Source organism: Aliibacillus thermotolerans (assembly GCF_027853235.1).
Classification (GTDB): domain Bacteria; phylum Bacillota; class Bacilli; order Bacillales; family Marinococcaceae; genus Aliibacillus; species Aliibacillus thermotolerans.
Genome location: NZ_WKJG01000022.1, coordinates 31,212 through 57,228, shown reverse-complemented (window position 1 = coordinate 57,228; position 26,017 = coordinate 31,212). Strand labels below are relative to the sequence as shown.

Genomic DNA, 26,017 nt, shown 5'->3' with positions numbered 1-26,017 from the left:
ATCATTGGCACCTTTCTTGCCCTTTCCTTCTATTCCACTTTTTTTGACTTCTTTTTGGGGTAAAAATTTTTCAACCATCTCCCAAGCCCCTTGAGGGACTTGAAAATTCAAACATCGCAATTAGCTCATTGGGCTAATTTTGTTTCTTCGTATATTTGTTCCATGAAATGGTAGATGGTATCTAAACCGATAAATTCTGCTAATTGTAACGGTCCCATAGGGTGTCCCATCGCCAATTTGATCGCTTTGTCTATTTCTTCCGTCGTGGATACTTCGTTTTCCAACAGATGCATCGCTTCGTTTAACATCGGAGTGACAATTCGATTTACAATAAAACCCGGAACATCTTTTGTATGGACTGGGGTTTTGCCAATATCTTCTATTATGTATAGCGTCTCTTCTAAAGTGGCTGAAACGGTATGTTCTCCGCTAATTACTTCTACTAACGGCATTTTCGTTGCTGGATTAAAGAAATGCGTGCCGATGACTCTTTCTGGATGTTCACATACAGCAGCGATTTTTGCAATGGAAATTCCCGAAGTGTTTGAAGCTAAAATCGCTGACGGAGAGACCACTTGTTCCAGCTCTTGAAACACTTGTTGTTTCAGTTCCAAATTTTCAGGAACTGCTTCCACGATGAATTGACAAGGCGACAAATCGTCTATTTTCGTCGTCACTTGTAATAATTCTTCTTTTATTTCTTTCGACTTGGATGTTATTTTTTCCTGCGCGCGCTTTACTTTTTCCTCATCTATGTCGTAAATGGAAACTGGATACCCTGATAAGAGAAACAAATGTGCGATATCCGTTCCCATCATTCCAGTACCAATGACACCTATGTGTTTTTTTGTCATGGTGATCCACTCCTTTTTTACAGCAGCACATGTTTATTTATTTAAATGATGACCGATGGAAGAACATTCAGACGCCTCTTCTTTACTATGAATCTCAGTAAATTCATTTAGTTCGGCTCCTCCGACGAAATGATTGTTACTACCTCTTAACACGATGACTTTTACTTCCGCGTCTTCTTCCACGTCGGATAAAGCATCATGCAAGTTGCGAATCATCTGTTTACTTAACGTATTTACCGGAGGACGATCCATCATTAAGATTGCAACGTGTTCATCTTTTTCTATTTGAACATCACTCATTTCTCCCACTCCCTACACATGCAAATTTTCGATAATGACAGCTCCACCAAGCCCTCCACCTACACAAAGGGTAGCGACACCATATTTCTTTTGTCTCGTTTCAAGGGCGTTCATTAATGTGACAAGCAAGCGAACTCCGGTTGCTCCTACCGGATGTCCAAGCGCAATGCCACCACCGAAAATGTTCACTCTGTCCACATCTAATTCCAACTTTCGAATGGAAGGAATCGCTTGTGCAGCAAAAGCTTCGTTCAACTCTACAAGATCGATGTCTTGAATATCCATGTTTGCTTTTTTCAACGCTTTGCGAACGGCATACACCGGGCCGAGCCCCATTCTTTTTGGATCGAGCCCGACGAATGCATAAGAGACGATTCTCGCTTTCGGTTGATATCCTAATTCCAATGCTTTTTCTTCATCCATGAGTAAGACCGCCGCTGCTCCGTCATTTGTGCTGCACGCATTCCCTGGAGTTACCGTGCCATTTTCTTTAAACACTGTTCGAAGAGCGGCAAGTTTTTCAAGAGAAATGTCTTCTTTTGGACCTTCATCTTGAGAAATTTCACCGATCTTTTTTCCTTTCCGATAGATTGGAACGGGAACAATTTCATTTTGGAAACGGTTTTCTTTTTGGGCAGCTACTGCTTTTTGATGGCTATGGTAAGCAAATTCATCTTGTTCTTCGCGGCTCACATTCTCTTCTTCCGCAACCACTTCTGCCGTTTCTCCCATCATCATTTTTACGACCGGGTCTTCTAACATTTCTGTCATACTATCAATAAACTGTCGGTGGTTCGCTTTGAATCCTTGTCTTGCTCCGCGAACAATGTAAGGCATTTGACTCATATTTTCCGCACCGACAGCTAAGTGAATCGACGTGTCTCCTGTTAAAATTGATTGAACACCGTTGACGACCGCTTGCATTCCAGAGGCACAATTTCGATTGACGACGTAAGCGGAAACTGTGTGAGGAAAACCTAACTCTAACGCAGCTACGCGACCTAAGTTCGGAGCGTCGGTTGATTGGGCAACGTTTCCGACGATAATTTCGTCTATCGCTTCTTTATCTAATTGATTTTTATCAACGATATGTTTCATCGTAATTTTCGCTAAATCTTTTGCCGATACTGTACTCAACCCGCCACAAAAATTCCCAATCGGTGTGCGAATACCGTCGACGATAACTACACTTTTGCTCATGGTGTATCTCTCCTGTTCTCTTATAAGTTCAAATGATCAACTCTCCATTTTTCGTAAGAATGGCACGACGAATACACGTTCTTACGCCTTCGTCCAATTGAGCTACGCCTTCGTCCAATTGAGCGAATCGCGCATCCGTCGACTCGCCTTTTTTCCATATCTCGATAAACGTTGCAAGGTCAAAAACCTCATCCGTTCATGTCTGAATACGTAGTAGGTGATCCATCGATTCCATTTTCAAGTAGATAAAATGAATTATTTTTCATTTCTTCTTAATAAAACGTGGTTTATTCATAATATTTTTCGATTTAAATGATTTATAAACAACGAAATTGAATGATTATACACTTTTAACCAATGAAATGGTACATCGTGATCTAATGATGATATGAGAAACCTCATCCATATAAAATAAAGATAAAACGAATAGCAAACACATTTCTCCTAAAAATAAGCACACCTCATTATATTTTCTTTCCCTCAATGAATAAGACCTCATTACCATAAATTTATCTGATATTTCATCCGCATTTTATCCAATTTTTTAAGAGTATTAACAAAATAAATGAATTTTTGTTCATTTTAGAAGTATTGTAAGGAATATTCACATAATTGTCAATCGGTGAATATATTTCTTCAATCTAATCCTTTGTACATCTAGGGATGACAAACATAAAATAAAAACCCGCAAGCAATTGTTGCGGGTTTTGACCATTTTATGCAGTTTGTTGACATTCTGAACATGCATGATTCCATTAGAATGACCACTACTAAATTTTAAACTGTTCGATGGATGTCTTTAAAGCATCAGCCATTTCTTTCAATGTTTTGGAAGATTCACTGATTTTTTGAATCGTTTCAAATTGATTATCGGTTGCTCGATCGATTTCTTGAATGCTCGTTTCTGCCTCTTTTGCAGTGTTTGACATCTGTTCCACGGAGGAAGAAACTTCTTCTGTTCCCGCGGACATTTCTTCGGAAGCGGCGGACATGTCATCAATTTGGGTGGTGATTTGTTGAATAGAAGTCACCATCTCTTCAAATCCTTTCCCGACTTCATTAATCATGACAATCCCTTGATCGATTTCTTGTTTACTTTCATTCATGGCACCAACCACATTGTTCGTGTTCTCTTGTATGTTTGTAATAAGAGAATTGATTTTTGCTGCAGAGGTTGCTGTCTGTTCCGATAATTTCCGGATTTCTTCCGCTACCACTGCAAATCCTTTCCCTGCTTCTCCTGCACGCGAAGCTTCAATGGAGGCATTTAAAGCAAGTAAATTCGTCTGATCAGAAATATCGGTAATCATTTGCGTAATTTCCCCAATTTCGTTGGAATCTTTCTCTAATACATGAATCGCTTGCATCGTTTGTTCAGAGCCTTCTTGAATTTCTTCCATTTGATGGACAGTGGCACGTACCGTTTTGTTGCCGTCTAATGCTCGTTCACTTACGAGGCTAGCATTTTCAGAAATGTTCGTCGCAACCTCCGCTACTTTTTGAATACCAATCGCCATTTCTTCCGTTGCGGATGTACTTTGTGACGCTTTTTCCACTTGGTCTTGTGCCCCTTCTGCCAACGCATCTACCGAACTAGAAATTTCTTTTGCCATTTCTGTCGTTCTGTTTGCTTGTTGGTTCATCTCATCGGCAGCCACATTGACTTTATTTGCTCCTTCATCTACTTTCATAATCATCGCTTTCATATTTTCAGTCATTAGTTGAAACGTTTTCGCTAGTTCTCCCATTTCATCATTTCGCTTTAAGTATCGTTCGGACATGTTTTGAGTAAAGTCCCCTTCTGAAAGGAGCTTTGCTCTCCGCACTGCCGCTTTAATCGGGTTGCTAATTCGTCTTGCAATGAACAATCCCATCCCTAAACCGATGGTAATAAAAATAATCGTACAATATATTAACACTTGCTGCAGTCGTTTCATTCCTGCCAACATTTCACTTTCTAACGCACCGATAGCAATTTTCCAATCGTTGTTTAACGAATGAAAAGAAACAATGGCTTCCTCTCCGTGATGCTTCATTTCAACTATACCCGAATCATTATTCACCATCGTTTGGATCGCTTCTTTTAATGTGGCATCTCCTGCTTCCTCGAGATAATTCGTTTGATTTAAAACAAATTCACGGTCTTCATGGGCTAAAAAAGTTCCTTCTTCATTGATGAGAAATGCAAACCCGGTATCTCCAAAGGTGATCGTATCGGTAATGCTGCTTAAATAATAACCATCAATTCGGGCAATGAGTACTCCCACAATCTCATTGTTTTGTTTAATTGGGGTGGAAAACATCATCACCGGCTCATTCGTTGCCCTGCTTATAATAACTTCGGACATCGTAGACTCCCCGTCAAATGCCCTTTGCACGTACTCTCGGTCCCCTAAATCTAACGTGCTGCCATCTAAGTAGTGCGCTATTCCGTCTGGTGTCACAATCGCAAGCGTAAGATAATCGAGCCTTTCTAATTCATTCTCTAAGCGCTCTCTCTGTAATTCCCAATCCATGCTTTGAATATCCTCATGGCTTGCGACGGCTTCAAGTTCTGACAAACTTCGTTGGAAACGCTCTTCTATGTAATTCGCATTATCTTTCGCTTTTTCACTGATTCCTAATTCTACTTGTGTTTGTAATGATTGCGTGCTGTTATAGTAAGATAATCCCCCAACACCTCCGCAAACAACCAATAATAATAGAATAAGAGATAAGGTTAATTTCCCCCCTACACTATTCATGGCTACTCCCCCCATATCACGCCATTTCCAAACTTTGTATATTCTTATCCATTATACTACTTCCCTAATAAGAAAAAAAGAGCATTTCTTTTGAATGATTTGAATCCTTTTGTAACTGTTTTTTCACAGAAAGAGACTGAGACATAACTAGCCAAAAAGAATGGTTCCAAGCGCTTACAAATAGAGAATCTCTTTCCAAGGAAGCTTCGATTGGGTGCTTGCGCTACATTCAGCCGTCCTGCTTACTATCCGCGCACATCAGCTCATGAGACCATTCAATAGGAATTTTGTATGATATTTCGTCGTATGAATCTTTTATACGACCATTCATTGCATCGTTCTCGCAATAAAAGGTCGTATGAACCGTGTTGCGACCTGTTTTTATCTTAATTTCTTCCAATTTAGCTTTCATACAACCCTTTCAAAATGAAGCGTCGCATGAAGCAGAAAAACGCTCCGAATCACCTATTTATCTCCAATTCTAACCCTCTTACAACCTCCCCTATTCAGATTGCACGAAAAAAGTGTCGCATTACCAGTTCATACGACACTTTTTTCATCATTTTCAGTTTAAATGTTCTATGTCCACAAAAAGAGAGACTCACCAAGATTTTGGCGATGACTGAAGTTTTGTCCCAGCCACTTTTCCATTTATGAAGTCGTCGTTTCACGCTTCACGAATAGATATTTTTGTACAATACCGTGTGTTGGTGCAAAGAGAAAGCTAATGATAAAAACGATCCCGGTCGCAAACGCCATGGAGCCAGAAATCGATGTATCAAGCCATTGAGCGATATAATAACCAATCACTGCAGAAAAAATTCCGAAAGAACTGCTTAATACGAGCATAACAGCCAGTCTGTCCGTCCATAAATAGGCAGCGGCAGCAGGTGTAATGAGCATCGCCACAACCATGATGGCTCCAACAGCATCAAAAGAAGCAACGGTGGTGACAGAAACGAGACTCATAAATAAATAATGCATGAGCGTCACTGGAATTCCGAGACTTGCTGCAAGCGCCGGGTCAAAGGAAGTCAGTTTCCATTCTTTATAAAACACCACAATCAACAGCAACACAACAACAGAAATAACCGCAAGCAATACGACGGCTACCGGCACATCTCCAATGAACGGAAGGGTTGTCGTATGAAATGGAATAAACGTAATTTCTCCCATTAAAGCGTGCTGTACATCTAAGTGGGCATTCCCCGCTTTCGTTGCAATTAAAATGACTCCAATCGCAAAGAGCGTCGTAAACACAATTCCCATTGACGCATCATGTTGCACGTCGAGGGAACGTAACAGCTGCACGAGATATGTCGTCACAATCCCGGCGACAATCCCGCCAATCACCATATACACGCCACTTAATTCTCCTGTGATTAAAAAGGCGACGACAATTCCAAGTAACACCGTATGACTAATGGCATCTGCCATCATCGCCGTTTTTCGCAAAATCAAAAATACACCAATTAAACCGCAAGAGAAGCCCACTAAAGAAGCGGTGAAGATAATCCATCCGGCATAGCTCATTTACCCCACCTCTCTTGCTTCTATCGTCTTTCGTTGTCTAGACTGTTCGATAAAACGAAGCACGATGCCCTTTTCTTTTCCAAACAAAAGAGAAAAGATAAATAGGCTCGATGCCACAACAACGATAAAAGGACCGGTTGGAAGCCCACTCCAAAGGGCGGTAATCAGCGTTCCGACAGCGCCGGAAATCCCGCCAAAAAGGGCAGACAACAATAGCATCATCGCGAATGTTTTCGTCCAATAGCGGGCACTGACGGCAGGTGTGATCATTAAAGCAGCCATTAAAATCACTCCGACTGCTTGAATCCCGATAACAATGGTAGTAACTAGAATCCCAATATATAACAGATCCATACCGCGCACGGACAAACCGATTCCTTTTGCAAATCCTCCGTCGAACAAGTACACTTTCCATTCTTTCAAAAGGAGAAAGAGAATAAAAACGACCGCGAGCGCCAACAAAATCATCGTATACATATCCGATCGCACCATTGCCGCTGCCTGCCCGTAAATAAATGAAACCAGCCCGCTCTGATTGCCGCTTACCATACGATTCGCAATCGTCAACAACATTATTCCAAGGCCATAAAAGACCGCTAACACCATTCCCATCGAAGCATCTTCCGAAATCCGGGTGGATGTCGAAACCGCTTGAATAAATAACGCCCCACAAAGAGCACTTACTGCCGCACCAATGATTAACACATATAATTGTTTTTCGGCAAAAAGGATAAAGGCAATGACGACACCAGGTAAAGCAGCGTGGGAGAGGGCATCACTCATCAAGTTTTGTCGTTTAAAATACGCGATACAACCAACCATTCCGGCGGCTATCCCAAGAATCATGGTGCTGAGTAACACCCATTGTGTGTTGCTACTTAACAGAATGGACCACATTTTGTTCTTCCTCTCCCATCCAGCGCATGTTCCCTCCATATGTTTTGGCGATATTTTCTTTCGTAAAAACGACTTCTGTTTTACCGTAATTGATAACTGTTCGGTTTAACAACATGACATGATCGAAATATTCGCTCACCGTTTGTAAATCATGGTGCACCACAAGCACCGTTTTTCCTGCCTTTTTCAGTTCTTTTAAAATTGCCATGATAGCGCGTTCAGTGGCAGCGTCAACCCCTACTAGCGGTTCATCCATAAAATACATATCCGCATCTTGCACGAGCGCACGCGCAAGAAAAACCCGCTGTTGCTGTCCACCGGAAAGTTGGCTAATTTGCCGGTTCGCATAATCCGCCATTCCCATCTTCTCTAACGCTTCATAAGCTTTTGCTTTATGTTTCGCACGTGGCCATTTCAACCAACCGATTTTTCGGTACAGTCCCATCGTTACCACATCCAAGGCGGTCGTCGGAAAATCCCAATCTACTGAACCGCGCTGGGGAACGTAGCCGATTTTATCCTTGGCTTTTTGATATGTCGTCTGATAAAAACGTATTTCCCCTGATAAAGCGGGATGTAGCTGCAGCAACGTTTTTATCAAGGTGGACTTTCCTGCACCATTTGGACCAACAATGCCAGTGAGTGATCCAGCACGAACCGTAAAATTGACGTCATGAAGAACCGTGTTTTTCCGGTAAGCGGCTGCTAGATGATTCACTTGCAACACAATATCTCTCATATTACTCTGTACCTCCCATTAGCGCTTCATAAATCGTATCGACGTTATGGCGATACATACCAATATACGTCCCTTCTTCCGTACCGGGTTCACCCATTGCGTCAGAGAACAGCTCTCCACCTAGCGTGACATCGATGCCTTCACTTTGAGCCCCTTCCAATACGGCATTGATGGAATTCGGATTGACGCTGCTTTCGACAAAGATTGCCGGTACTTCGTATTTTTTAATGATGTCAATCGTTTCATTAATATCGGAAACACCAATTTCATCATCCGTGCTAATACCTTGTAACCCAATTACTTCTAAATTATGCATATGACCAAAATATTGGAACGCGTCATGGGCAGTAACTAAATATTTGTGGTTTTCCGGAATATGTTGCAATTTTGTCGCTTCTTCTTTCAACGCCTCTAAATCAGAAAAATATGCTTGTTTATTTTCTTCAAACATGTCTGCATCGTCCGGAGAATAATTTTTCAACTCTTCCACGGCTCGGTCTAACGCTTCTTTCCAAAGATCAATATCAAACCAAATATGTGGGTCCACCGCTTTATTTTCATCTTGTAACAAAGACTCCTCCGATATCTCCTCTCCAATCGCCACCACTGGTTTTGTATCAGCTAAATGATTGAAAATGTCTACCATATTGGCTTCTAAATTTAAACCATTATAAAAAATAAGCTCTGCATTTTCTATCTTTGCAATATCACTTTGTGTTGCTTGGTATACGTGAGGGTCTACCGAAGGCCCCATTAAACTATCGACTTCTAGCCGCTCTCCTCCAATGACACTTAACGGCTCAGCAATTTGCGCAATCGTCGTAAGTACATAAATTTTTTCCGAAGAATCACTTGTTTCATTGTCGCTGGCAGCATCACTTGACGTTTCTCCTTGCCCGCAAGCCGCTAGGAAAACGACGACGCTGCATAATAAAAGTCCAGCAAGTTTTTTCATTGTTTCCCACATCAATTGGACACCCCTTTAAAAGTTGCATTAGGTAAACTTTTTATTTGTTACAATTACTATAATCTGATAAGTTTGTACATGTCAAGTGTTTTTTCCTAATACTTAATATTTTTCCTTAGAGAAACATTTCGTGATAAATGTTATGTTTTTTTGTTGGAAATGTGCGATGAAATGAATGAAGTAGGGAATTTTGTCACAAAAAAGAAGAAACGCGCTACCGCATGTGAAAGGAAAAGAACAAGTTTCCACAATGTGGAACAAAAGTAGACACTTTCACGCGAAAATCACCGGGAAAGGATGACTATGGCATATGGATGAAATATTCCATGAAGCATACGTTGTGTGGACACCATTGCAAAAAACGCGCTATTCCGTGTATAATAGAGAAAGAACGAACATATGATTAAAAAAGACCAAGTGCATACACACTTGGCCAAGTAGCAACTACATGCCGCAGGATAAGCGGCCAACCAATGATAAAAGTGCGCACAAAGAAGTAACTACCCTTATCTTGGCAGGAGTGGGGCGGTTACTTCTTTTTTCTATTGGCAACAAGAGCGACGATTGCGACGATCACTGTGAACACAGAGGTAAGAAATATCCCAAATTGAAAGAGCATCGTCATTGTTTCATATGTCACCATGGCCTCACCCCCTTTCTACAGGGAGTGGTAACCGCCCACCCGCTTATATAGTTGCTATCGCCATTATATCAAACATATGTTCTTGTATCTATCTTCTTTTAGACCTACAAAGGACAACTTCCATCCCCTAAAAAAGTAACATTCGTTGCTTCCCGCGCTAATCATGCCTTCCACCATTTAATCAAACGTTTGTTTAGAAAAAAGAATCGTTGTGAATAAATATTTTCTATTGCATGTCGCATGAATTGCCCCAAACCCTTTCTACCTCTCTCTGAACAATCCAAAAATTGCCGGTGAAGAGCACAAGAGTAAATAGATTGTAAGATTTTTTTCATTCGGAAACTTTATACTTACGGGCAAGGTATATAGAGTGACGGTAAGAATCGTTTCAAACAATATAGAAACCGTTATAAACGATGAAAATAAGGAGTTGAAATGACATGTGTGGGTTTGTGTGCGTCATGAGGCATCGCGAAACATCTGAAGCATTTCCTATGGATGATCTCAAGCAACGGAGTGCAATCATCAAACACCGCGGCCCCGATGCAAAACATGTTTACTATGATGAGGTCATATCAATCGCTTTCACATCCCAACCAATGTCATTTGCCAATTCCAGGTACCGGGTTATCTGTAACGGCACCATCTTGAACGAGAAAAATGGAGAAAAGAACTAGTGAGTCGAGGATATACGTTTGAAACAGACTCGCAAACGGAAATAGTAGGGAAGTTATCTCTCGAAGAAGATGTAAAAGCTTTTTCAAAGTTTTTTCGAAAACAAACATATGTTCTATATTTATGATTATACTATAAATTACAAAGGATTTCTAGCCCAAAGAAGAAATCCACATCATATGAAAAAAGGAAGACTTGCCATCGCAAGTTTTTTTCATTTAACCGTACTTTGGTTTTCCTCTAAATAAAAGTGCGTAAGACAAAATAGGACGGTTCCTCTCATTAATTGGTATTAATTCTTATATATTTCTCTTCCGTAGCTGTTTTTCGTTCTTCCCCGAAAGCATCCGTCAGTTGAATAAGGGAAATAACGGATAGAACAACCAGTTTCCTACATACATTATCATGAGAAGGCCAATGAAAATACCTATGACGAGAAAGATAATGCTCTGTTTTTTGTTTTTTATCCAACCAAAAGTGTAGCCAATTGCTAAAGCTAAAGGTATAAAAGTTAAACCAACGGTCATTTGTCCTATCGAGAAACCTGCTAGAAAACTAAATATATAAATTCCAATGGCGGAAATCCAGTAAAGTTGATGCTTACCTTTGATAGCAAAAAATATTGAAATAACTGCTACAATCAAGGCAGAAAATGCGATTACAGAAAAAATCGACACACCAAGTCCCCCTCCCCTTCTCCGAAAAACTTGTTACGTGTTGAATGTGTGGGACTCAATCATTGTCATTTTGCTACTACGATCTCATGTGAACAATAAAGAGGAAAAACATCGTGCGGATGGTTGTATGACACATTCATACGACGAAATTGAGCGCATAAACGGGTCATGCGACGACTCGTTATGTGAATCACGCATCCATTCGTCGCATGAAAGAGAAAAACGGCTGTGCCGAGAAAATCCGCTCGTCCTAAAATGAATTGGAGCACAGTTTGAAAACAGCGCCTTTCTTCGCCTTTTCCATTTGTCTTCCATTCAGCAAAATTCGAGGAGGTCATTTACAACAATTTGGCTTCTTTTGCCCGGACGATTGCTTGCGTGCGGTTTTTCACTTGAAGTTTTTGAAAGATAGTATGATTATAAACTTTAATCGTCCCTTCTTTCAGTTTTAGTTTTTCGGCGATTTCTTTGTTCGTGTAACCTTTTTCTATCCATTGTAAGATTTCCTTCTCTTGTTTCGTTAACGGTTCAATGTGAAAGATCTGTTCTATCTTCGTGCCATATATTCCGGATGCTCTTCTCAATAAAGCGTTCACTTTTGCGACTAATACGTTCGGGTCAAATGGTTTTGTTAAATAATCATCCCCGCCGTTGTCCAGCCCTTTAATAATCGTTTCAGACTCATGCAAACAGCTTAAGTAAATGATCGGGATTTCATTATTCAAACGTATTTTATTGCAAAGATCTAATCCATTGACGTCAGGTAAAAGGATGTCTAGCACAATTAAGTCAGGCACTTGTTCGCCCACAATGCGTAATGCCTTTTTACCGGTGTCAGCGCTCATCACTTCATAGTCGTTTTTTTCCAAGTACATTTTGACTAGCGAAACGATTTTATATTCATCATCGACGACCAGTACCTTTCCTCTGTTCATTCAACCTCTTCCTTTCCGGACTGTTTGATCTGATAAATAGGTAACTGGAAATAAAACATACTACCCTTGCCTTCTTTACTTTGTACACCGATTTCTCCACCGTGATACTCAATGATCTCTTTAGCAATGGAAAGACCAAGTCCGGCTCCTCTCTTCGTATTGTGGGTTGGCGTCCCATTCGCTGCTTTATAAAAACGATCGAAAATAAATGGTATATCCGATTCAGCAATACCACGCCCTGTGTCACGTATGTTGATTTGAATGTTTTTTTCGTTGTTTTTAAGCTCGATAAAAATGTCTCCTCCAGCCGGGGTATGTTTCTTGGCATTTACTAATAAATTCATAAAGGCTTGTTTCATGCGAACAGGATCAATACGACACTCAATATGAAATGATTCGGATGGTTCTTTATAATGTAATTGAATTCCTTTTTCTTTCACCCATAACTTTTGCTCTTCGTACAACTGTTTGAAAAATGTCCTCATTTCCATGATACGAAACTGAAAATCAACTTGACCTGAGTCAAATTTTGAAAGTTCTTGAAGGTCAATGATCACTTGTTCCATGATTTGCGTGTCCCTATAAATGGACCGTAAATACGATGCATCGTTTCTCGGGATGACCCCATCAATCATCGCTTTAATATAACCTTGGATAAAGGTTAGTGGTGTTTTCAATTCATGCGAAACATTCGCAAACAAACGCTTCCGGGAATGTTCTAATTTTAATAATTTTTTGTTTGTTTGCTCTAATTCTTCTGTACGTTCCGCAACTTTTTTCTCGAGGGATTCGTTTAATTTTTGTAAATCTTTTGACAAATTTTCCGCTTTATGAAATGACTTGGAAAACTGCCCTGCCAAATAAATCGTCTGAGTAAATAAGTAAAATAACAGTCCAAAAGAAACAAATTCGTTCGTAAAAACCTTTTGGCTATAAAATAATAAATCGTTTAAAATGGCAATGAATAAAACAATCATCGCGATGAAATGAAGATAACTTTCCTTTGCTTTACGCTTTATATTCATCAAAGAAGCAACGACAATTGTCAACATCGTAACAAATACAATCCCTTGTAAAATAAAAAATGCATTTGTAAAAATAGACGGTGGCGTTGTCAAAACGAGCATACTAAACAACAAGAGAAGGATGACAAATGTATTCAGCAGTCGATTAGGGATCGGTAAAAACAACTCCAGTTTCACGTATATTAAAAAACAGAGTAACGCGATTAAAGCAGATAAATACTCAATATGAACGGCAAACTCCCAACTTAAAGATGGAAAAAGTTTTAAGATTAAAACGTCTCTTAAAAGGGACGTCCTTATGGCAATGCCAAAACAAGCAATCGCTAGAAAAAGAAAAGCTAAACGGCGCCGAAGTTGGAAATATAATGCGAGCTGATAAAAACCGATCATAAAAATACAACCGATAACAAAGCCTTGCATGACGATGTTTTTTTCTCTCAGATCTAAAATTTGTTCTTCCGTACCTAAAATGATGGATTCCCAAATGCCTGACTTTCGTTGATGAAAATTAGACACTTGAATGACAATCTCTAATTTTTCTTCATCGACTCGAAACGTGGAGACTTTTGGATAACTTTGAGGAACCATTTCTTCTTTTACGGGACGGACTACCCCGTTTGCAGCCATGAGTTCATCGTTCACCCATAAACGATAAGCGGTAGCAATATTAGGAATATATAGAGAAAAAAGTTGCCCGATGTCCTGCTGATTGAAATGAATGACGAGACGATACGTCGCAAAACCGTATCGGTCGTAGTTTTCCTCATAGTTCACCCATGAGTTCGGAACGTTCACATACACTTTATTTTGTGACACATCCCCCGGAGTGAGCAGTTCTCTCCAGTAAAATTCCCACTCACCATTTAAATGAAAAGGACCTATGTGTGTGACGCGAGTATGGCTGAGATCTAATTCGCCTTGATGGATGTTAATTTCTTCGTAACTCCAAGCATCGTTCTTAACGACTATAATTGTTAAAATAATCAGAATAAACGAATACCAAATGACTTTTCTATTCATGATAAACCCTTTCGTATTTATTGTAACACACTATCTGCTCACTTTTTTCATTTTTTCAACTAGACAATGAAAATAGGGTTTGACAATGAAATCTTTTGCGCCTAGTTTCATCGCTTCTTTGACATGGCTGTCCGCTCCTAATGAAGAGCACATGATCACATAGGCATTTTTATCGTATTTTATAATTTCTTTTAAAGCGGTAACACCAGATGCATCCGGCATCACAATATCAAGTAAAGCAATATCAGGGTCAGTCAATTTGTATTGTTTCACGGCATCGAGACCGTTTTGCGCGGTGGCAACTACTTGGAACATACCGTTGGATTGAATGATTTTTGTCAGCCACTTTTGCATAAAAATAGAATCATCGGCAATCAAGACCGTTTTCATTACAGACACCTCCATCGTAGTCCGTCATTTTGCCTCCTCAACATATAAGGTTTAAATCATGTTAAGTAGAGAGCGATTAGTGAATCACTCCCATTGACATCCGAAAAATAAGGACTATATGCCGATTCTCTTCATAGGACTTAATAGTTATTTTCGCTTAAATATTACTCAAAAGGATTCCCTTTTGCTATAAACGAACGTTAATTAATTATCATTATAAATTTTGAGGACTTATTTTCAGGGAGGGCAGTATTTGCACAAACCATTTTTATGCATTTCACATTTCATGGAAACAATAAAGTTGGAGAAAACTGAAATAATCGTCGTATGAACGGATCATGCGACAACTCGTCAGATGAATTACGTCCCCATGCGTCGCATGAAAGAGAAAAACGATTTTGCACGACCTAATGTTTTCCAACATGCTGTCCTATACGACCAATGCAAGTAGCCTTCCCTCACAAAGTGTCGCATAAACTGCTGATAAGACAGTTCCGCGCATGATTTCCTCAAAAATGTGTCGGATGAAGGATGAAAGTTTGTTCCACACTCAATGCCCCGATAAGCAGAGAAGAAAAAATAAACGAAGGTTTTGAAAACTGTAGCGCAAATGGCTTTTGTTCCTTGCTTCATGGAACTGATAATAAGAGAATCGGAAGTAATAATCGTCACATTGAACGACGCATGAGACAGGTTTTCACATAAGGCACGTATTGATTCTGTTGCATGGAGAGGAAATCCCTTTTACTTCGAAAGCCAGCATTGTATAATAAATGTAAATGTCTGATGCGTGGGGGGGACAGTAAATGGAAATTCAAAATCCGCATGATAAATTTTTTAAAGAAACGTTGGGTAACGTTGAAACTGCGAAAGATTTTATCGTTCACTACCTCCCCGAACACATTTTAAAAGTGGTAGATGTAAACACCCTTGAGGTACAAAAGGATAGTTTTATTAACAAAGAGCTTGAAGAAAATTTCTCAGATTTACTATTCAAAGTAAATATTTGCAATAAAGAAGGCTACCTTTACTTGCTGTTTGAACATAAAAGTTATTTAGACCGTGGAATTTCATTTCAGCTTTTAAAATATATGGTCGAAATTTGGGAAGCAAAACGAAACAAAGAGCATACAAATGAATTGCCAATAATTATTCCTCTGGTCATTTACCATGGAAAGAAAAACTGGAATATTCCATCTAATTTAGGGGATATTTTAAACGGATATGATGAGCTGCCGGAGCGACTAAAAGGATATGTACCAAACTTTGAGTTTTTGTTATATGACATTTCCCGCCATTCCGATGAAGAAATAAAAGGAACGGCACAATTGAAAATTTTACTCACGTTATTTCGCGATTTAAATACAGGTGACGTACAAAAACAAAATGAAGCCATTTTTCGTTCGATTCATTATCTAAACGAGTTGGAAAATAAGCAAACAGCAGTCGGTTACTTGGAAACATTGATGCGTTATATTTTTACTGTGGCGAGAGATTTCACCACAGAAGATATGGAACAAATGATTCACGAAATCGAAACTACTCAGCTCGAAGGGAGTGAAGTCGTGATGACATTGGCGGATATTTTGCGAAAAGAAGGAATCGAAAAAGGAATCGATATTGGCGAGACGAAAGCTTTATCTAATATGGCAATCATCCAATTAACAAGTAAATTTGGTGCGTTGCCGAAAGAGTTGAAAAATGAAATTGCAAAAGCAGATAAAGAGACGCTGCAAGTTATTTTAATGAATATTTTCAATCTCGAAAGTATTGATGACGTAAAACGATACTTGCATTAACTTTGATGAAGAGGCTTTCTTTGCGACAAAAAAGCCTCTACGCGCTGTAACTTTGTAGTGATCGGAATCGAGTAGGAGGAGGTGATGAACCTCCGTCCTCTCACACCACCGTACGTACGGTTCGCGTATACAGCGGTTCAATCAAGATGAATAACGCAAGAATTCATAACGTTTGTGTAGACTTCTTAACCCTCGGCTCTTCCAGTGGTCATTTACCATGGAAAGAAAAACTGGAATATTCCATCTAATTTAGGGGATATTTTAAACGGATATGATGAGCTGCCGGAGCGACTAAAAGGATATGTACCAAACTTTGAGTTTTTGTTATATGACATTTCCCGCCATTCCGATGAAGAAATAAAAGGAACGGCACAATTGAAAATTTTACTCACGTTATTTCGCGATTTAAATACAGGTGACGTACAAAAACAAAATGAAGCCATTTTTCGTTCGATTCATTATCTAAACGAGTTGGAAAATAAGCAAACAGCAGTCGGTTACTTGGAAACATTGATGCGTTATATTTTTACTGTGGCGAGAGATTTCACCACAGAAGATATGGAACAAATGATTCACGAAATCGAAACTACTCAGCTCGAAGGGAGTGAAGTCGTAATGACATTGGCGGATATTTTGCGAAAAGAAGGAATCGAAAAAGGAATTGAAAAAGGAATTGAAAAAGGAATTGAAAAAGGAATCGATATTGGCGAGACGAAAGCTTTATCTAATATGGCAATCATCCAATTAACAAGTAAATTTGGTGCGTTGCCGAAAGAGCTGAAAAATGAAATTGCAAAAGCAGATAAAGAGACGCTGCAAGTTATTTTAATGAATATTTTCAATCTCGAAAGTATCGATGACGTAAAACGATATTTGCATTAACTTTGATAAAGAGGCTTTCTTTGCGACAAGAAATCCGCTACGCGCTGTAACTTTGTAGTGATCGGACAAAGAATCGAGTAGGAGGAGACGATGAACCTCCGTCCTCTCACACCACCGTACGTACGGTTCGCGTATACGGCGGTTCAATTAAGATGGGTAACGCAAGACTTCCTTCCGTGAATAGCTTATCTTCTTATGCCAGTAGTCACTCCACCGTTGTATAGCCCCAGGTTTAAAGCTCCTTCCCTAATCTCAAGCGGGAAATCCCATTTGGCAGCGATTTTCTTCACACTTTCCGTGAAGGCAGCATACGGTGAAATCACTCCAATACTCATTTGTAAAACCCCCCTTATATTATGGCGTCAATCTCCTCTTTCCTTTTGACTTTACTTGTCATCCAAACATAGGTAAACGTATGTTTATGAAATTAAATCATAATTTAAATACTATTTTTACATTTAATTGAAGAGATTAGTTCTCTGATTACAAGAAAGACAGCCTGTCCTTTTGCTATTTGAAGGATAAGGCTGCCTTTTTTATTTTCACTCGTTCTATTTCGGCATGTGTCTTTCTCGTAGCTTTTTCAGTGCTTGTTTTCGCCATGATTTGACGGTGGTTGGTGCGACGTTGTATTTATTTGCAATTTCGGTGATGCTTCTGCCATAGATGATATGTTCAATGACCCAGTCCACTTCCCGTGGGGTGAGGTGTTTTAAGTACGCGGAAATGCTTTCGTATTCTTCTTGTAAGCTTCTTGATTCGTCTGCCACCGGCTTCATTCCGTCGTCGAAGTCGTTTAATAGGTAGCGTTCGTCGTAGCTCGCGTCTTTTTTTAGTTGGGCGAGCATATCTCCACGGACGTAGCTGTATGCGAAAGAGGAGAAGGAACCTTTTTCCGGGTCATAATTTTGGTACGCTTTCCACAAGGCGATAAATCCGATCTGGATGTATTCTTCTCTATTTTTATAAATTTTGAGTCTTTTCATCATCCCCATGACGAGCGGAGTGAAATCCATTGCCACTTCCTCAAACGGAATCCCCAATTTCTTATTCATTTTTTCTCCTTTATGAAGACGGCGCCGCCTTGTTGATGTCCTAGGCACCCTCATATTATGAAAAAAAATCGAACTTTTCACATGACAGAATTTCACGAAAATCAAAATTTGGCATGCAGAATTTCAAATTTGTATAGCAGAATTTCAAGTTCTGCATGCAGAATTTGAAATTTCGACTTTTTTTCCACCGTAAAATAAGAATCAGCTCCTAAGGAATGGCACAGTTTTTGCTGAGAAATGCATTTTTTCATCAAAGGATGAATCCGGTGAAAGTGATTCACATTTTTTCTTCACTATGCTAGAATTATAAGGATAAGATTATAAATTGGGAGTGTGAGAAATGTCGTTTGTTTCCATTGTCAAAGACCCTTACATAGATAAAAACTTAAGAGAATTGAGGAAGACGGTGCATCGAATGGCTTTAAAAAAAGGGAGCACTCGCGCCACAACGCTAGATGATATAACAAACACTTCCAGTTTGACCGGCTTGAACGCATCCTCTTCACCTTCAATGGAATGCATCATTAATAGTCTACAATCGAAGTTTTCATCGTTAGAAGACTCCGTAAGCATGGATGATTTAAAAGCATGCGAAGAGATGGTGAAACAGTTACCTGTCTACGGGTGGCAACAAAGCATTTTAAGACATCTAATGAATGAAAAGAAAAAAGTCACTGCTTGGAATAAATTAGAGCAATTACAAACAGAAGAAAAAATAAATACTGTTACAGATCAACAAAGCCTAAAAAAATATTCAAGTAATATTCGTTTCATTTTCAACCAATTGGAAAGATTATCCAATTCTGTTGAGAAAGAGAAAATAGAAGCAAAAAAAGAAAAAATAAATAAACTTCTTCACTCCCTGAAGGAACAACTATTTCCAAATGATCCGCTACAAAAAGCATTAACATTGCTTCCAAAATTAGAAGAAAATCATGACGATTTAAAAGAGTTGTCGCGGCAATTAAAAATATTGAAGGAACTATTAGATGAAGCAAGTATACAAATCACGATTCCACTTGAAAAAACAGAACGAAAAGAACTACGACAACAATTTACAAAAGCAGAAAAACAGTATCATGAAACGCTTGTTTTCCTATTCTCTCAATTTGAACGGGTGGATGTAGAGACACAGACCCTATTAGTAGAAGAAATCAAACTAAAAGAATGGGAAACTTTTCAATATAAAGAAGGTTTCATTCAATATTTAGCTTCCCAACCTCATGTTTTCAATATTAAAAAGTCAAAGGAAATCGAATCAATCATCCGAACACAGTTAGCATTTTACATCTTAGAGAAACCGACTTCCTCTGAAGATGTTAAACAAGCACTGACACTACTTCAAATTCGCCCATTTTTAAAATCACATCGATATCATCGACAAATGATTGTAAAGGCTTTATTTGAAAATGAAAAGACACTCTTGCAATCAAAAGATATCGCTGCAATTACGAAAAAAATTGAATCATATGAAAAAGAAATTCAACAAATCATTTCCGATGTTCAATGTGCTTATACAACAGACATGATGCTCCTTGCCCTTCAACGAGCAAGTATAGATTGGAATCAATATACAACATCTGAGCAAAAAAATATTGCAAAACAGTTTTTGATGAAATCAGCTATATACAAATACCGTACACTAGAACAAATCAACAAAGACATAGAAAAAGCAGCCAATCAGAAACTTCTACGCAAAAACGAGCAAAAAAATCTCCCGCATCTAAATCTAGTTTCTACAGATACTGAAGAAAACAACAAAGTGTATATCCGCCCAGAAGACTATCATGACAATACAAATATCATTACCGTTTTAGTCGTCTGACAAAAAAGCCGTCGCAATGAAGCGATGGCTCTTTTTTGATTTATTTGTTAACACCTTTTTAATTTTCAAATATTTAATTAGCTATTGACAAGGACCCAATGATCATCATTGAAAATGAAATCCCAGAATTAGACCACAGCAACGCTAACCTCATTCACTCCACGAAGGACATAAATGGCGAGCGTTACGGCCTGCTACATGGTGTAACTGAATAACAAAAAGGGCTTCCTAACATTGTAAACACAGTGTCAGATAGCCCTTTTTAGTTTCACCACAATAAAAAACCCCCCAGCACTTAGGATTGCTCCCAAGGCTGAGGGGGTTCTTTTTAGCTAAGATTTGTTATCTTAGTTTTGGGTTGTGTTGATTAGTTACCACTAATTTCTAAAGGAAGACCTGTTTCTACATTTACTCCATCTACTTCTACATCAACAGTTTCAGATGGGTTACCATCAGCTTCATCTACAACAATAGTATATGTTCCATCTCCATTGTCAGTAAAGCTATCAAATGGTGTTGCCCAATCTGTAGTTGTGTTTGTCTCATAGATTGCAAAGTCTGCTTCTTCAAGACCTGTTAAAGCATCTCCATTACTGTTTTGTACAGTTACAGTGATTGTAGCAGTTCCATCTCCATTATCTGAAGAAGTTGCACCACTGTTAGCAGCAAATACTGTAACTTCGTTTACTTCATTTACGAACTCTTGAATTTCTGCAATTGAAGCAAACTCTTCACCGTTGTCATATCCTGCTGCGTCGTATGCTGCCCAGTAAGCTGCATCGTTAGCAGCCTCATAATCTTCTAAACCAGCAACGTTACCAAGTGCTGTTGCTAAGTCTCCTTCGTTAGCTGCACTATTAACTGCAGTTACATATCCATTTACATTATCTACAGCTGTATCTACATCTCCTGCGTCAGCCGCACTTCCATCAATTTGTGCAACATATCCTACAGCGTTACCCGCTACAATCTCATCTGCATCATCTAGGAAGCCATCAGCTAATTCAGCTAATTCTTCTAGTGCAGCAATAATACCATCAGCGTCGGCAGCGTTAACTACATCTACCGCAGCTGCTTCAATATCAGCAGGGTCAGCATCTAATACGTTTAAAGTAACGTCTCCAGCAGCGTCCACTTCTACTTCTAGGTTGCCGCTATATGAAGCACCTTTATTACCAAACCAAGCAATCATTAATTCTTGGCTAGCTTCCTCTCCAGCAAAGGCAAAAGCATCAAAATCTTCATCTAAGAAGAATCTCTCAACATCACCGTCTCTAGATTCAGCATCTAGTCTTAGGAATGAGTGGTTGTATTCATCAACAATAACTATTGTTAACAATGATTTCCATTCATATACCTAACAAATGCAAAAAAGAAAAGCCCTGCAGAGATTTCTCTCCACAGAGCTTTCCTCCCATCACCCTGCTTTAACCTTTTAAACAGTGGGGTCAGTCAGATCCCTTTATGATTGTTTGTTTTATTCCTGTTCCTCTTTGTTATCTTCCGGAGCTACGTAAGGTTCTGGAATTTCTAAAGCACTTGTATCTAATTCTATTTCACTTGTATAAGTTACTCCATCTTTAACAAAAGTTGCAACTACTTTATTTGGTAAATCAGATGGATTTACCACACCGTCAACTAACAGTGGATATTCTCCGCGAACCCAAGCCCACTTATCATGAACTTCACTTCTGCCAAGGTTAAACGGAGAAGATATAGTTTCAGATCCTTTTGCCGTTGTATTTAGCTTTTCAGGTTGTAAAACATTAGTAGCTAGTAGTCTATCATCATTATAGATTGAAATCTCTAAGGAATCTACCTCTCCTGATGTAACACCGTCACCATAGGTGTAGTTTACAATAACTGAACCCAATGGATTTACATCTGCATTATCACCAGGTACTGTGCTAGCAGTTGCAGAGGCGTTACTTGCTTTTTTCACCTTTTCTCCACCAACTTCAACAGCTGCTGTTCCAGAAATTTTTCCTGGTTCTTCGTCAAGTGTAACACCTTCAGCATTAGCTACAACTTCTCCAACTTTAGCTGCACCGCTTACTGATACAGCTGCTTCAGCAGTTAAGGTAGTTACTTCTGCTTCACCAGTTAATTCAATAACAGCATCTACAGCATCTGCATCAACGTTAAGATTTGTAGCAGTTGTGCCATCAAGAACTAATCGCACTCCATCTGTATCATCAACAATAACAGGACCTAATGTAGAGTTAGTGAAGTAAACAGAGTTAATTCCACCACCGCTAACATTAGTAGTTCCTTTAACTGTTACATTTTCTGCTGTGAAGTCTTCTTCAACCGCAGGATGAACTGTTAAGTTTGTAACAGTGAGGTTACGAACAGTAACATTTTCAGCTTGAACAGTTAAGTCTCCATCTAATGTGTTTTCATTACCTTCAACTACTAGTCCATCAAATGCTGTATTTGCATCAATAGTTAAGTCACCAGCTACAGGGTTTGCATTAAATTCGATGGCCTTAACTGCATTGATGTTTCCATCATTAGTGAATCCAAATGATAAGTCAGAGCCTTCAAGTACGGTATGGTTATTGTAAAGGAAACTTGCTACAGCAGCGCTAATTTCTCCGTCTGCTCTTGAGTATTCTACAAAATTTCCGTCTGCATCAGTTACTTCAATCGCAACATTATCTGCATCGGTAGTGTTAGTATAAGTTACCGTACCGTCTGTTTCTACTTGATCTCTGTCGTCATCATCGTCTTCTGGTAGTTCGTAATTTTCGTCATAATCAGCTAAGTCGTCCTTATTTACTTCAACAACAGCTTCTACGAAACGGTTGCTTCCGTCAGCAAGTGCAAGAACAACTGCGTCACCTTCTTCAATGGAGCGAAGTCTTTCCGCTGAGAAGTCTTCACCACGACGGTCTTTTGCATCATACACTGCCTCAAGTTCTGTGAGTTCGTAAGTATTTCCGTTATCAAGTGTGATTGTGCTGTCTGTTACGCTCACATCTTCAACGAGACCAACAACTAGTCGATCTCCAAGATTTTTAATTCCAGTGACAAGGTCACCAGATTTATTTACAGTGATTTCAACGAGAGAGCCGACACGTACGAAATCAGCACTTTCTTTGTTCACTTCATAAGTTTCGCGCTCACCGTTTACAAATGCTTCGATACGTACGATATCGCCACCATCACGGTTCACTTTCGTAATAAGTGCTACGTGATCTGTTTCTCCTTGGATCGTGTCTGTGTAAGTGACGATGTGAGTAACTTCTTCATCTTCGTTGTAGTAAATAGTAGCTCGACCTTCGAAGATATCAACACCTTGTTCTTTCAGATCTCCCCAAGTAGATACGAACACGTCATCTTCATCAGGGTCAGTGAAGGAGTCTGCTTTAGAAACGTCATAAACAACTGTGCTGTTTAAGAGTCTGTATCCATTGGCAAAGTTGCTGTTTTCATCAATGTCTCCTTCGAGAATTTCGAAGTTATCGTAGAATACAAGTTCTGTGACATTGCCGTCATCGTCTTCTACCACGTCGATAATGTTTCGAGTAAATTGTTCGTTATCTCCAAATGCTTGGTTAATGTATTTCTCTAAAGAAATGACTTCATCAATAATCTCGCCCTCATCATCTAGTGCAACGATAAATGTTTCTTTATCAATTGGCCCAGATTGTGTCTCTACGCTTAATCCGTCGTCAGTTTCAACTGCAAGTGCAAATTTATCAATTTCATTTTCTGTTTCTGGGAAGTCTTCATCTACTTCATATTCGATTTTTTCTCTTCCATCAAGAACTGTAATTTGGTCAAGAGACTTCACGAAAAGGTCGTAAAGTTCTACGTCTCCTTCGGCATTGACTCCTTCAATCTCAAGCGCGCCATCTCCTCTGCTATCTACATAAGGGAAGATTGGACCTTGTAAGTAGATAGAGTTGGAGCTGTATACAAATTGATCTACTTCCCCTGTGACGTAAACAACGTCTCCTTTAAGGTTCAGGTACACTGTTACAGGGCCAGCATCTTGAAGGAGTTTCGCTGCATCGTCATCGAGTTCTTCAAAATCGCCGTCTTCATTGAGGTATTGAGCAGAACCTCCACCGTATACGTGCTTGTAGTCGTATTCGTTTCCGTCCACAACGAACGAATCATCATACACTTGCTCGATTTCACCAGTGACCACGTTGTTGTAAACAACTGCTAAGCCGTCGCCACCGAGAACATCTTCGTTAAAGAAAACAAGGTCGTATTCTTCAATGTCATCGGCTGTGATTTGTTGTCCGTCTTTGATGATAAGGAAGTCTTCGAGATCCAATTCGTTAGAGTCATAACCGAAGAGATAATCTCCGTCTAATTCTTTTGCAAGAATTGGATCATCTGCAAATTCGTATGCATATACGTATGCAACGTCACCGCGGCGATCGAAAATAATTTTTGCTGCGTCATATTCGTTGCCAACTAATGCTTCCGCATCTCCTGTTTCTACAATCTCATCATCTGCACCTGAGTTAACGATGAACACAACATCATCTGCAAGGTCGTATTTCGTTCCATCAGGAATAGTTTCAATGCGGTCGCTTCTATCAACTTTAATTGAATCAAGTACAGCATCCTCACGGACGACAAGCTCATAATCTACTAGGTTTTCGTCACGGTCATACCATACACGTACTTCATGACCTAGTACTGATGCAAAATCGAAATCCAATTCTTCGGACACGTCTAATACTAAACGGCCATCATCGCTTGTAATTGTAATTTTACGATCGTTATGATCTGTTTCTACAATACGTGCATTGTCGTCTTCACTTAAGAAGCCTGGTCGGATGAAGTTGTATTCAAGATCTCCAATTTGGATTGTGTATTCTTTCAAACGCTCAATTTCGTCAGGAGCATCTTCACTTGTATTGTCATAAAGTCTTACTTCGAGCGTCATACCGTCAGAAGAAAGTTCAACACTTTCTACCCCTTTACGGAATCCACTTGCCGTTTCAAAAATGCGAACATCTGAACGGTTGATTTCTCCTCTGTAAGGGGATGTGAACTGAACTTCCAACACATGGCCGTCATCAGTCAGTGCTCTTACGTCAAGAATGTCTGTTGGTTTTGCCACTTCAAGTGCACGATCCAAGAACACTGCAAATTGTGCACGAGTGACCGTTTCTTTCGGACGGAATTTACCGTCTGTAGTGGATGTAATGTTGTATTGCGAAAGAATTTCGATGTTTTCGCGGTGGCTTTCGTGCGCATCCTCAAGGTCCACTACGTTTGCTTTTTCCCCTTCTACTGGCTCTAGGTCAAACGCACGAACGAGCATTGTTGCCATTTGTTGACGTTGAAGCTCCATGCCAGGCGCGAATTCTGTCCCGTTTTCACGTCCTTGCATAATTCCCGCTTCTGTTACAGCCACTGCAAATGGTGTCGCATAGCTTTCGTCATTTAAGTCGTTGTACGGAGAAGTTGCATCTTCGTCAACCGGAAGATTAAATGCATGTGTGAAAAGCTCCGCAACTTGTGCGCGTGTAATTGTTTGCCCTGGGCGGTATGTACCATCTGGGTACCCATGAATGATTCCTTGATCTGCGAGGCGTTGGATAGAGTCAGACGCCCAATAAGTGTCATGCACGTCGCTGAAAGATTCAGCAGCATCTGCTTGTTGAACGTTCACTGGAGCAACAGCACCAAATGTGGTTGCAACCATAGCAGCAGATACAGATGTTGCTAAAAACTTACGATAAGACTTTGGTTGGTAAGCCATCTGTTATATTTCCTCCTTTTTTATCAAGTATTCTATCTCATTTTTGATAGAATACCATTTTCTAATATTCAGAGACTCCTGCAATTCCTCAACGATTTTGGGATCGGATCATCGGAATGCAAA

At 39.6% G+C, this 26,017-nt stretch carries 20 protein-coding genes; 3 read left to right on the top strand and 17 right to left on the bottom strand.

Annotation, left to right across the window (positions count from 1 at the left end):
• Nucleotides 1-125 precede the first annotated feature (125 nt).
• The 13 genes from GJS40_RS01755 to GJS40_RS01695 all read right to left on the bottom strand — a co-directional run bounded on the left by GJS40_RS01755 (nucleotide 126) and on the right by GJS40_RS01695 (nucleotide 14,599).
• A complete protein-coding gene (locus GJS40_RS01755; RefSeq protein ID WP_270895651.1) occupies nucleotides 126-854 on the bottom strand; it encodes a 3-hydroxyacyl-CoA dehydrogenase family protein in 729 nt (242 codons plus the stop codon).
• A 33-nt stretch (nucleotides 855-887) separates the two neighbouring features.
• Nucleotides 888-1,154, bottom strand: a complete 267-nt coding sequence (locus GJS40_RS01750) for an enoyl-CoA hydratase/isomerase family protein (RefSeq protein WP_270895649.1) — start codon at nucleotides 1,152-1,154, stop codon at nucleotides 888-890.
• A 12-nt stretch (nucleotides 1,155-1,166) separates the two neighbouring features.
• Nucleotides 1,167-2,354 (bottom strand): thiolase family protein, encoded by a 1,188-nt coding sequence (locus GJS40_RS01745; RefSeq protein WP_270895648.1) that lies wholly within the window; start codon nucleotides 2,352-2,354, stop codon nucleotides 1,167-1,169.
• A gap of 770 nt (nucleotides 2,355-3,124) precedes the next feature.
• Nucleotides 3,125-5,098: a methyl-accepting chemotaxis protein gene (locus GJS40_RS01740; protein ID WP_270895647.1), complete on the bottom strand. Its 1,974-nt coding sequence runs from the start codon at nucleotides 5,096-5,098 to the stop codon at nucleotides 3,125-3,127.
• A 651-nt stretch (nucleotides 5,099-5,749) separates the two neighbouring features.
• Nucleotides 5,750-6,631, bottom strand: a complete 882-nt coding sequence (locus GJS40_RS01735) for a metal ABC transporter permease (RefSeq protein ID WP_270895645.1) — start codon at nucleotides 6,629-6,631, stop codon at nucleotides 5,750-5,752.
• Nucleotides 6,632-7,528 (bottom strand): metal ABC transporter permease, encoded by an 897-nt coding sequence (locus GJS40_RS01730; protein ID WP_270895644.1) that lies wholly within the window; start codon nucleotides 7,526-7,528, stop codon nucleotides 6,632-6,634.
• Entirely contained in the window at nucleotides 7,506-8,267 is a 762-nt protein-coding gene (locus tag GJS40_RS01725; protein ID WP_270895642.1) for a metal ABC transporter ATP-binding protein, read from the bottom strand. The genes GJS40_RS01730 and GJS40_RS01725 overlap by 23 nt, the downstream gene beginning before the upstream one ends.
• A 1-nt stretch (nucleotide 8,268) precedes the next feature.
• Nucleotides 8,269-9,234: a metal ABC transporter solute-binding protein, Zn/Mn family gene (locus tag GJS40_RS01720; RefSeq protein ID WP_270895653.1), complete on the bottom strand. Its 966-nt coding sequence runs from the start codon at nucleotides 9,232-9,234 to the stop codon at nucleotides 8,269-8,271.
• A gap of 529 nt (nucleotides 9,235-9,763) precedes the next feature.
• Nucleotides 9,764-9,877, bottom strand: coding sequence for a putative holin-like toxin (locus tag GJS40_RS01715; RefSeq protein ID WP_270895640.1), 114 nt, complete (start codon nucleotides 9,875-9,877; stop codon nucleotides 9,764-9,766).
• A 1,025-nt stretch (nucleotides 9,878-10,902) separates the two neighbouring features.
• The gene (locus tag GJS40_RS01710; protein ID WP_270895638.1) at nucleotides 10,903-11,229 is read right to left on the bottom strand and encodes a hypothetical protein; all 327 of its coding nucleotides are present in this window, start codon (nucleotides 11,227-11,229) and stop codon (nucleotides 10,903-10,905) included.
• Between the two features lie 338 nt (nucleotides 11,230-11,567).
• Nucleotides 11,568-12,164 carry a response regulator transcription factor gene (locus tag GJS40_RS01705; RefSeq protein WP_270895636.1) on the bottom strand — a complete coding sequence of 199 codons (597 nt, stop codon included), beginning with the start codon at nucleotides 12,162-12,164 and terminating at the stop codon, nucleotides 11,568-11,570.
• On the bottom strand, nucleotides 12,161-14,209 hold the full coding sequence (locus tag GJS40_RS01700) for a sensor histidine kinase (RefSeq protein WP_270895634.1): 2,049 nt from the start codon (nucleotides 14,207-14,209) through the stop codon (nucleotides 12,161-12,163). The genes GJS40_RS01705 and GJS40_RS01700 overlap by 4 nt, the downstream gene beginning before the upstream one ends.
• A gap of 30 nt (nucleotides 14,210-14,239) precedes the next feature.
• Nucleotides 14,240-14,599, bottom strand: coding sequence for a response regulator (locus GJS40_RS01695; RefSeq protein ID WP_270895632.1), 360 nt, complete (start codon nucleotides 14,597-14,599; stop codon nucleotides 14,240-14,242).
• 806 nt (nucleotides 14,600-15,405) lie between these two features.
• Between GJS40_RS01695 and GJS40_RS01690 the strand changes: the two genes are divergently transcribed.
• Both GJS40_RS01690 and GJS40_RS01685 read left to right on the top strand, forming a co-directional pair.
• Nucleotides 15,406-16,398, top strand: coding sequence for an Rpn family recombination-promoting nuclease/putative transposase (locus tag GJS40_RS01690; RefSeq protein ID WP_270895630.1), 993 nt, complete (start codon nucleotides 15,406-15,408; stop codon nucleotides 16,396-16,398).
• Between the two features lie 204 nt (nucleotides 16,399-16,602).
• Complete coding sequence (locus tag GJS40_RS01685) at nucleotides 16,603-17,280, top strand: Rpn family recombination-promoting nuclease/putative transposase (protein ID WP_270895628.1); 678 nt, start codon at nucleotides 16,603-16,605, stop codon at nucleotides 17,278-17,280.
• A 185-nt stretch (nucleotides 17,281-17,465) separates the two neighbouring features.
• Here the strand turns inward: GJS40_RS01685 and GJS40_RS01680 are convergent, their stop codons facing one another.
• Both GJS40_RS01680 and GJS40_RS01675 read right to left on the bottom strand, forming a co-directional pair.
• On the bottom strand, nucleotides 17,466-17,615 hold the full coding sequence (locus tag GJS40_RS01680) for a hypothetical protein (protein ID WP_270895626.1): 150 nt from the start codon (nucleotides 17,613-17,615) through the stop codon (nucleotides 17,466-17,468).
• Between the two features lie 216 nt (nucleotides 17,616-17,831).
• Entirely contained in the window at nucleotides 17,832-18,335 is a 504-nt protein-coding gene (locus tag GJS40_RS01675) for a sigma-70 family RNA polymerase sigma factor (protein ID WP_270895624.1), read from the bottom strand.
• Between the two features lie 340 nt (nucleotides 18,336-18,675).
• Between GJS40_RS01675 and GJS40_RS01670 the strand changes: the two genes are divergently transcribed.
• Nucleotides 18,676-20,160 (top strand): hypothetical protein, encoded by a 1,485-nt coding sequence (locus GJS40_RS01670; RefSeq protein ID WP_270895622.1) that lies wholly within the window; start codon nucleotides 18,676-18,678, stop codon nucleotides 20,158-20,160.
• Nucleotides 20,161-20,527: 367 nt separating this feature from the next.
• Here the strand turns inward: GJS40_RS01670 and GJS40_RS01665 are convergent, their stop codons facing one another.
• Together GJS40_RS01665 and GJS40_RS01660 are read right to left on the bottom strand one after the other, a co-directional pair.
• A complete protein-coding gene (locus GJS40_RS01665; RefSeq protein WP_270895620.1) occupies nucleotides 20,528-21,499 on the bottom strand; it encodes a hypothetical protein in 972 nt (323 codons plus the stop codon).
• Nucleotides 21,500-21,637: 138 nt separating this feature from the next.
• Nucleotides 21,638-25,894 (bottom strand): S-layer homology domain-containing protein, encoded by a 4,257-nt coding sequence (locus GJS40_RS01660; RefSeq protein WP_270895619.1) that lies wholly within the window; start codon nucleotides 25,892-25,894, stop codon nucleotides 21,638-21,640.
• Nucleotides 25,895-26,017: the final 123 nt, after the last annotated feature.